The following is an 8,226-nucleotide window of genomic DNA, read 5'->3' on the forward strand; positions in this document are numbered from 1 at the left end:
GTGCGCAGAGCAGCGAAGGGGCTCGGCCAGTTCCTGTGGGAGACCGTCGGGGAAGCGGTCGCCGAGGTGATCCTCACCGCGCTCGCCCGGGCCTGGCCGCCGTGGCCGCGGCCGGCTTCTTCCCGGCGTCGGTGACGGCCGTCTTCCTGCGGCTCTACGCCCCGGTCTGAAACTCCTGCCTGTGACCCTCCCCGTCTGAGCCGTGTGGCGGGGGCCCCGGTGCGCCGGTTGCCTGCGGCCATGCCGCCATGGCCGCGTCGACCACGCGGTCGAGGGTTTCCCGCCCCGCCCCGTCGCAGGCCTGCTGGTGCATCCCCTGGATGACCGCCGCGTAGAAGGCGGCCAGTCCGTCGGCGTCCACGTGCGCGGGCAGCAGTCCGGCGTCGATGTCGGCGCGGATGCGGGTGGCGAACGACGCCTTGGTCGCCACCCGCATGTCGCGCAGTTCGGCCTTCACGTCCTGCGATCCGGGGCCGCAGTTGGTCGCCGCCGAGATGATGAGGCAGCCCGGTGGATGGCTCGGGTCGGTGTAGTCGGCGGCCAGGTGCCGCAGCACGGCGGCGATGGCCGAACGGGCTTCCGGGCCCGGAGCCGGCGTGACCCCGTACGTGCGTACGTAGAGCTGCACGGCCTCGTCGAACAGCCGTCGTTTGTCTCCGAAGGCGGCGTACAGGCTGGGCGGGTTGATCCCCATCGCCGCGGTGAGCGAGGCCACCGACGTCGTCTCGTATCCGTGGATCCAGAACTCCCGCAGGGCGGCGGCCAGGGCCTGGTCGCGGTCGAAGGCGCGTCGGCTCTTCCTGGGGGCGGGGGCGGCCTTGGCCGGGGTGTCTCGGCTGCTCATGACAGCAGCTTAGCGCCATTCATAGCGATCGCTAAAGAAGTTCTGCTAGGGTCGGCCCCTCGTTCAGCTTTAGTGACCACTAAAGCCCATCGACACCGGCCGACCACACGAGAGGGAACTCCGATGACCACGACCACCCCCGCCGCCTTCGCCCGCACCGTCCGCGGTTCCGGCCCCGGCCTGCTCCTCGCCCACGGCGCAGGCGGCGGCATCGAGGCCAACTACGGACCGGTCATGGAGGCGCTGGCCGCACGGCACACCGTCGTCGGGGTCGACTACCCCGGCACCGGCGCCACCCCGAAGGCCCAGGGGCCTCTGGAGATCGACGGGCTCGTGGACCAGCTGGTAGCGGCGGCCGACTCCGAAGGGCTCGACACGTTCGCGGTCAGCGGGTACTCGCTGGGCGGACCCGTCGCGATCCGGCTCGCCGCGCGCCACCCCGAACGGGTCAGCTCGCTGGTGCTGAGCGCGACGTTCGCGCACGCCGACACCCGCACCTCCCTCGCCGCCTCCATCTGGCAGCAGTTGTTCGAAGCCGGCCGGCACACCCTGCTCGCCCAGTACCTGAACCTGATGGCGCTGAGCGAACCGCTCCTGAACTCCCTCACCCCGGCCGAGATCCACGCCGCGGCCGAGCAGCTCGCACCCGCCCTCCCCGCCGGCACCGGAGACCAGGTCGACCTCGTCCGCAGGGTCGACGTCCGCAGCGACCTCGCGGGCATCGCCGTACCGGCACTCGTCGTCGTCACCACCGCCGACCCGCTCATCTCCCCGACCCTCCAGCGGGAGCTCGCCGCCGCCCTCCCGACGGCCGAGGTCGCCGAACTCCCGACCGGGCACCTGCCGTTCGCCGAGCGCCCGCAGGAGTGGGCGGAACTCATCGGCGACTTCCTCGCACGGAACCGAGCACGCTGACGGGACCGGCCGGACGGACGAGTGGCGCGGCGACACCGCCCGGACCCGTCCCGGCCGGTGCTGCCGGCGTCAGGACGTGCCACCACCCGGCCCCCGGCGGGACAGGCCGTCGCCGATCGCCCGCCCGGTGGGGGCCGCCGTCAGGTAGGGCCGTACGTCGTGAGCCCGGGCCCCGTTGTGGATCGGGAGGTCGCACACCCGCTCGCCGAAGCGCGGGCCGAGCTCCTTGGCCAGCGCCACGACGTCACCCCGGTCGGCGACATTGACCCATTGGCGTACGGGTTCTGGCCAGCGGCCGCGGCCCTCGGTCGGCTCGGGCCTGAGCCGGTCGAAGACCAGGTTGCGCACCCCGAGCGGCGACCCGAGGGTCACCAGCGACACCCCGGGCCCCTGGGGCCGCGCGCACAGGGCTTCGTACGCGACGACCGAGCCGAGCGAGTGCGCGACGATGACCTCGGTCCGGTCGGTGACGGCGGCGGCGAGCCGGTCCTGGATCCGGTCGCGCAGGGCGGGCTCCGTGAAGTACCGCCTCACCTGCCGGGCAGCGCCGATCATGAGGCGGTCACCGAGCCCGGCGAAGAAGGCGGAGTGGCTGAGGGCGTCCAGGGCCCGCTGCACGAGGTGCGGGGTCCGCAGCCGGGTCCGGTCGCCGGGCCCGGACACCGCCGACTCCAGCCGGGCGGCCTGCTCCCACCACTGGAGCAGGAGGTCCCGCTCGATGCCCTCCTCCACATCGTCGGCGTCCAGCTCGGGCGTGCCGAGGCCGCGGTGGCCCCGGGGGCGGAAGAGGTCCCCGTAGAAGGCCATGGAAACCTCCTCGCGCCCAATGCCCGGGTGGCCGGAGAGCTTCAGGCCGTCGCTGAGCGCCGGGTACCACTCGGAGAGCAGGGACTCCGGGCCCAGCACCTCCTGGGCGATGCCGTGGACGAGGACGATGCGGGTCACGGGCAGACCTCCGTCAGGCTCAGGGCGACGACGCCCATGTCGGTGGCGACGCAGATGCGACCGGCGGGATCGACGGCGAAACCGTTGATCCCGCTGCCGATGTGGATCTCGGTCTTCCAGAGGGCGCTGTTCATGTCCCAGACCCGCATCAGACCGTGCTGATCGGCGGCGATCAGGGTGGGTACGCCTTGCACGTCCAGGGCGCGGATGGCGCTGACCCCGGACGAGAACGGCGGCAGCTCGGCACGCAGGTGCCACCCGCCGTCGCAGGTGTGGAGGCGCAGGACGCCGTCGCCCGCCCCGGTGACGACGAGGTCCTGGCCGTCGAACCGGGCCAGTTCCAGGCCGGTGGCTCCGAGTTCGTGGCCGCCCAGCGGTTCGGCGAGCGGGCGCCCCGTCTCCAGGTCCCAGAGGCGGACGGTGCCGTCGTAGGAGGCGCTGGCGACGGTACGGACGCCGGCGCGCAGCCCGGACCGCAGGGCGGTCACCGGGGCCGTGTGACCGGTCATGGGGGCGCCGTGCGGCGACTGGGTGCGCAGGTCCCACGCGTGGAGGGTGTAGTCCCGGGAGACCGAGACCACGATCTGCCGGTCTTCGAACACGTCGGTGACGGCCCGCCACGCGGTTCCGGTCCGCTTGGTCAGGCGGCGGCGCGGCTCCAGGCCCCATACGTCGGTGTGCATCCAGCTGCTGCGTACCACCACGGTGTCCTCGCCGAGACGGGCCGTGGTGACATGGCTGACGGCCAGGTCCTCGAAGGTGAGCTGCGGGGCGACCTGGCGGCCGTCGGCCAGGTCGTGCACGCGGACGACGCCGTCGCGTCCTCCGGTGACGACGAGGTCGCGGCCGTCCTCGCCGGGGACGATGTCGGCGGACAGCAGGGTCCGTTCCGCCCCGCAGAGCGGTTCTCCGATCGGCCGCAGGGTGGCGAGGTCCCAGATCCGCACGTCCAGGGAGCCGGCGCCGACGACGACGGGCACCCCGTCGGCGTGCCCGAACAGCGGGGGTGTGTCGGCGCCGACGGGTGCCTTCGAACAGAACACCTCCAAGGGTGGCCCGAGGGGTTCCCCCGTCTCCGCGTTCCACGTCCGCACGGCGTTGTCGAGGCCGATCGTGGCCAGCACGGTCCCGTCGCCGGTCCGGCCGAGGGCACCCGCCAGCACGAGGCTGGTGTGGCCGAGGAACGGTCCCGCGACCTGCTTCCCGTCGACGACGTCATGGACCTGCACGTTGTTCCCCGTGAGCGAGGCGAGGACGACGGCGCGCGTGCGGTGGAAGGCCACGCCCACGATCCGTGCGGACAGCGTCAGGTCCATGACCTCGAAGTGGGCCGACCTGCGGGCGGACGGACCGGTGCCGTCCGAGGTGAGGTGCCAGAGGTAGGCGCGGCCCAGGGCGGTGGCGAGGACGATCTCCATCCCGCGCCCCGCGCGGCGTACGGCCAGGTGCCGGACTCCGCCCACGTGGCCGGTCAGCGGGGAGCCGACGGGCGAGCCGGAGACGGCGTCCCAGATCCTGGCCGTGCCGTCCTCGCTGCCGCTGACGACGACGGGCCTGCCGTCCAGCAGGCCGAACGCCAGGCACCGCACCGCGTTGGTGTGTCCCTCCAGCACCACTCCGGTGGCGGGCTCCCGCAGGGGGTCCCACAGGCGGACCGTGGTGTCGGAGCCGCCGGTCGCCACGCGCAGCCGGGCGTCGACCGTCGCGCACGCCACCGCCGACACCTGTCCGGTGTGGCCGCCCATCGAGGCGCCCACCTGCTCCCGTGTGCGCAGGTCCCAGGCTCTGGAGGTGCCGTCCTCGCTCCCGGTGACGACCACCGTCCGTACGGGGCCCGCGCAGAAGGCCAGCGCGCGGACCGGCTGGGTGTGTCCCTCCAGCGGTTGGTCCGCCGTCAGGTCCCAGATCCTGGCTGTACGGTCCTCGCCCACCGTGACGGCCAAGGCCGCCTCCCCGTGGTTCGCCAGCGCCGCCGCCCGGATGTCCTCGACGTGGCCGCGCAGTTGGTGGGCGAGCGGGCGCAGCGTCCGCAGGTCCCAGAGCCGGGCGCTGCGGCTCCCGCTGGTCAGTGCCACCGGGCTGCCGGCGAACACACCGACCGAGGCGGAGAAGACGCCGCTGCGGGTGACGTGGACATGGGCCATGACGGGTTCGCCGATCTGGCGGCGCTCGGCCAGGTCCCAGCGGCTCAGCATGCCGGCCTCGTCGCCGACCAGGACCATGGCGCGGCCGTCCGACTCCGCGGCGCACACCGCCGTGACGCCCATCGCGGGGCCGATCAGCGGGCTTCCGTCGAGCCGGGCGTCGCCGCCGTCCAGGACGTCGGAGAGGTCCCACACGTAGACGGCCTTGTCCTCGCCTCCCGTGACGGCGATGGGCCGCCCGTCGAGTTCGCCCAGGTCCGCCGCCCGGACGGACCTCCGGTGGGCGCTGAGGTTGCGCCCGAGCTGGCGGCGTGCGACCAGGTCCCAGATGCGGGCCGTCCCGTCGGCGCTCGCGGTCAGCACCACCGGGTGTCCTCGCACCGCGCCGACCACGATGGACTCCACGCGGTTGGAGTGCCCCTCGAGCGGCGCACCGTACTCCTGGCCGGCGGAAAGGTCCCAGATCCGGACGGTGCCGTCGTCGCCTCCGGTCAACGCCACCGTGTAGTCGCCGACTTCGCCGATGGCCAGGGCGCTCACGCCGATGCCCACCGGAAGCGGATCGCCGATCTGCCGCTGTGCCTGGAGGTCCCAGACCAGGGCGGTGCGGTCCCAGCTGCCGGTCACCGCGATGGGGCGTCCGTCGAGCAGGCCCACCGCCACGCACGACACCGTGCGGGTGTGCCCGGCCAGCAGCCGGTGCACGCCGCTCGCGGACCACCAGGCCCAGCGCGCCGACCAGGGGCGGATGACGGCGAGCTTCTCCACCCGGTCGGCGAGCCGGTGCGCCCCGCAGCGCCGCGCAGAGAGCTGGAGGTCGGCGGCGCGTTCACCGAGCGGCCGCTCGGTGGTGAGCCGGTGGGCGACCTGCTCGTAGGCGCTCCGGATCCGGCGGGCCTGCTCGCCCTCGATGGTGGCGAACGCGCGGAGCAGCGAGAGGGGTTCACCGGCCAGCAGGAATCCGGGGTCCTCGATCAGTTCGGCGAGCCGGCCCGCTTCTGCGGCGTGCGTGGCGAGGTGCTGGCGTACGTAGGCCACCGCGGCGAACCAGTCCGGATGTCCGTCGGCCGCCCCGGGGACCAGCGACCGCAGCGCCTCGACCACGGACTGCTGGATCTCCGCGGGCGGCCGGTCCGCGGTCGCGCGCAGGTGCTCGGCCAGGGCCTTGTGGTAGAGCCGGTACACCGAGCGCCGGTCGTCGTCCACGACCTCGGCGATGTAGGCCTCGGCGACGTCGAGCAGCCAGCTGACGTCGTGTTCCGCGCAGGGGACCCCGGAGATCACCGAGCTCAGTGCGGTCCACACCCGGCCGCGCGGCAGCCCCTTGCCCTCGGAGAAGGCGAGGGCCAGCAGCATCCGCCGCACCCTCGGCTCGTCGGGCCCGAAGCGGGCCAGGTAGTCGTCGAAGGCTTCGCCGACCTCGCTGGGCAGGGCCTCGGCCCAGCCGGGCTTCGATGTGTCCACGGCCGCCTCGTCGGAGCGCAGCGTACGGGCCGTGGTGCGGGCGTAGAGGTAGACCCCGGCGGCCTTGTCGGCGACGCCGCGCGCGACCGCCCGTGCCAGTTCGGGCCGGCCGCGGTAGGGGGTGCGTACGTCGGCCTCCTCGGCGGCGAGCAGGACCCGGGCCACGTATCCGGTGACGTCCTCGTACCCGGCGCGGTACTCCTCCCGGTCCAGGTCGACGCAGACGAAGGTGGGGCCGAGCGGGGTCACGAGTTCGTGGCGGGTGCCGACGAGGAGGCGGATCCCCTGGATCTCGGACATGGGGCGCAGCAGTTCGCGGGTGATGCGGCGGGGCTCGCCGTGGCCCCCGGCGTCCGCGGCGGTGTCGGAGCCCGCCTCGTCCACGGCGTCGACGACGATGATCAGCGGCGGACCCTGACGGCCGCGCCGGGTCAGTTCCTGGAGCAGGGCGGCGGACCCGTCGGCCTCGGTGCCGAGGGCGGCGGCGATCCGGTCGACGATCTCTTCCAGGCGCTTGTGGCGGGCGTGGACGGCTGCGGTGACGCAGCCCTCGGGAACGACGGTGCGGGGATCCCCTCCGCTCAGGTCCAGACGGGCCCGGTAGGCAGGGTCGGAGAGGGCGACGATCCGGCCGAGGACCGCGGACTTGCCGCATCCGGGGCTGCCGGTGACGACCCGGCCCCGTCCGTCGCCGTCGGCAGCGGTCAACCAGCTGACGAGCTCCGACAGCGCCGTCACCCGGCCGCTGAAGTACAGGCCCTGCTCCGACTCGAACTCGACGCCGCGCGAGCGGGGGCCGAAGTGCTCGGTGAGGTCGCGGGCGACGACGCGGCGCTGGACCTCCAGGTCGGTGCCGAGCGGGGGTAACTCCTCGCGGTAGCCGGAGTTCGCCAGGAACGGCGCGAGCCCGGTGACCAGGCCGCTGGCGAGTTCCGCCCGCTGGCCGCGGCCCTCCGCTTCGAAGCGTTCGTTGACGGCCTTCACGAGCTCGGTGAGGTCGAGGTACTGCTGGCGCTGCCCGGTGCGTTCGGTCGTGGTGCCGATCGCCTCGCCCAGCGCCGTGGCGAAGGCGCCGTCGTCGGCCACGTCCTTGCGCCGCGCCGAGGCCAGGAACCAGAGCCCGGCGGAGGCGTCGACCGCTGCGCCCCGGTACACGATGGTCTGCAGCGCGACGGCGGAGGCGTCCGCGCTGCCCGCGCCCGCCGCGCAGGTGTCGAGGATCAGCAGGAGGTGGCGCAGGCCGCCCTTGCAGAGGATGCGGACGAGGTCCTCGGTGGCCAGGGCCGTGGCGGCGAGGTCGGTGTCCCGGGAGTCCCAGCACAGCAGGTAGTGCCGGTCGCGGTCCTCGACGGCGCCGTGGCCCGCGAAGTAGACGACCACGACGTCGTCACCCGTGAGCGCGGTGTCGGCCGACCAGTGGCGGAGCTTCTGGCGGAGCTGTTCCGCTCCGTCGTACTCGCCCAGTCCTGAGAGGACCGGCTCGTATCCGAAGGACCCGAAGAGTGCCGACATCGTGCGGATGTCCGAGGGCACGGAGCCGAGCTGCTCGTCCGCGGGAAGGTGGCAGTACCTGGCGCTGCCCATGCCGATGAAGAACCGTCGCCCCACCCAGCCGCCCCCGCCGCTCGCCCGCGATCGCCCCTGCTGCACTCCGACCATAGCGAGCGCCCCGGGCTCGCGCAGCGGCATCGACCGACCGGTGCGGGGTGAGCCGGAGCGGGGCGCTCGGGGGGGGACCGGGTGGCGGGATACGCAGGGACGCCCGGCGGGAGGTCCCGGCCGGGCGTGTGTGTGTGCGGGTGTGGCTGGTACCGCTGGTGGTTTAGTACCAGTGGTTGTTCTGCCAGAAGTTCCAGGCGCCGACGGGGCTGCCGTAGCGCTCGTTCATGTAGTCCAGGCCCCACTTGATCTGGG

General features: G+C 73.6%; 5 protein-coding genes and 1 pseudogene. 2 read left to right on the top strand and 4 right to left on the bottom strand.

The features are described 5' to 3' along the window. On the top strand, positions 1-135 hold the full coding sequence (locus ACFWUZ_RS18435) for a hypothetical protein (protein WP_384373333.1): 135 nt from the start codon (positions 1-3) through the stop codon (positions 133-135). A 19-nt stretch (positions 136-154) separates the two neighbouring features. Here the strand turns inward: ACFWUZ_RS18435 and ACFWUZ_RS18440 are convergent, their stop codons facing one another. After that, the gene (locus ACFWUZ_RS18440; protein WP_384373335.1) at positions 155-844 is read right to left on the bottom strand and encodes a TetR/AcrR family transcriptional regulator; all 690 of its coding nucleotides are present in this window, start codon (positions 842-844) and stop codon (positions 155-157) included. 123 nt (positions 845-967) lie between these two features. On the opposite strand from ACFWUZ_RS18440, the gene ACFWUZ_RS18445 reads away from it, so the two are divergent. Next, on the top strand, positions 968-1,759 hold the full coding sequence (locus ACFWUZ_RS18445) for an alpha/beta fold hydrolase (RefSeq protein WP_384373337.1): 792 nt from the start codon (positions 968-970) through the stop codon (positions 1,757-1,759). 69 nt (positions 1,760-1,828) lie between these two features. Here the strand turns inward: ACFWUZ_RS18445 and ACFWUZ_RS18450 are convergent, their stop codons facing one another. The 3 genes and pseudogenes from ACFWUZ_RS18450 to ACFWUZ_RS18460 form a co-directional block, all read right to left on the bottom strand. Further along, complete coding sequence (locus tag ACFWUZ_RS18450; RefSeq protein WP_384373339.1) at positions 1,829-2,704, bottom strand: hypothetical protein; 876 nt, start codon at positions 2,702-2,704, stop codon at positions 1,829-1,831. After that, positions 2,701-7,896: a caspase family protein gene (locus tag ACFWUZ_RS18455; protein WP_384373341.1), complete on the bottom strand. Its 5,196-nt coding sequence runs from the start codon at positions 7,894-7,896 to the stop codon at positions 2,701-2,703. Before ACFWUZ_RS18455 ends, ACFWUZ_RS18450 begins: the two co-directional genes overlap by 4 nt. 238 nt (positions 7,897-8,134) lie before the next feature. Continuing rightward, a pseudogene (locus tag ACFWUZ_RS18460) lies at positions 8,135-8,226 on the bottom strand (lytic transglycosylase domain-containing protein); the annotation flags it as partial.

This window comes from Streptomyces sp. NPDC058646, assembly GCF_042716875.1.
GTDB lineage: Bacteria > Actinomycetota > Actinomycetes > Streptomycetales > Streptomycetaceae > Streptomyces.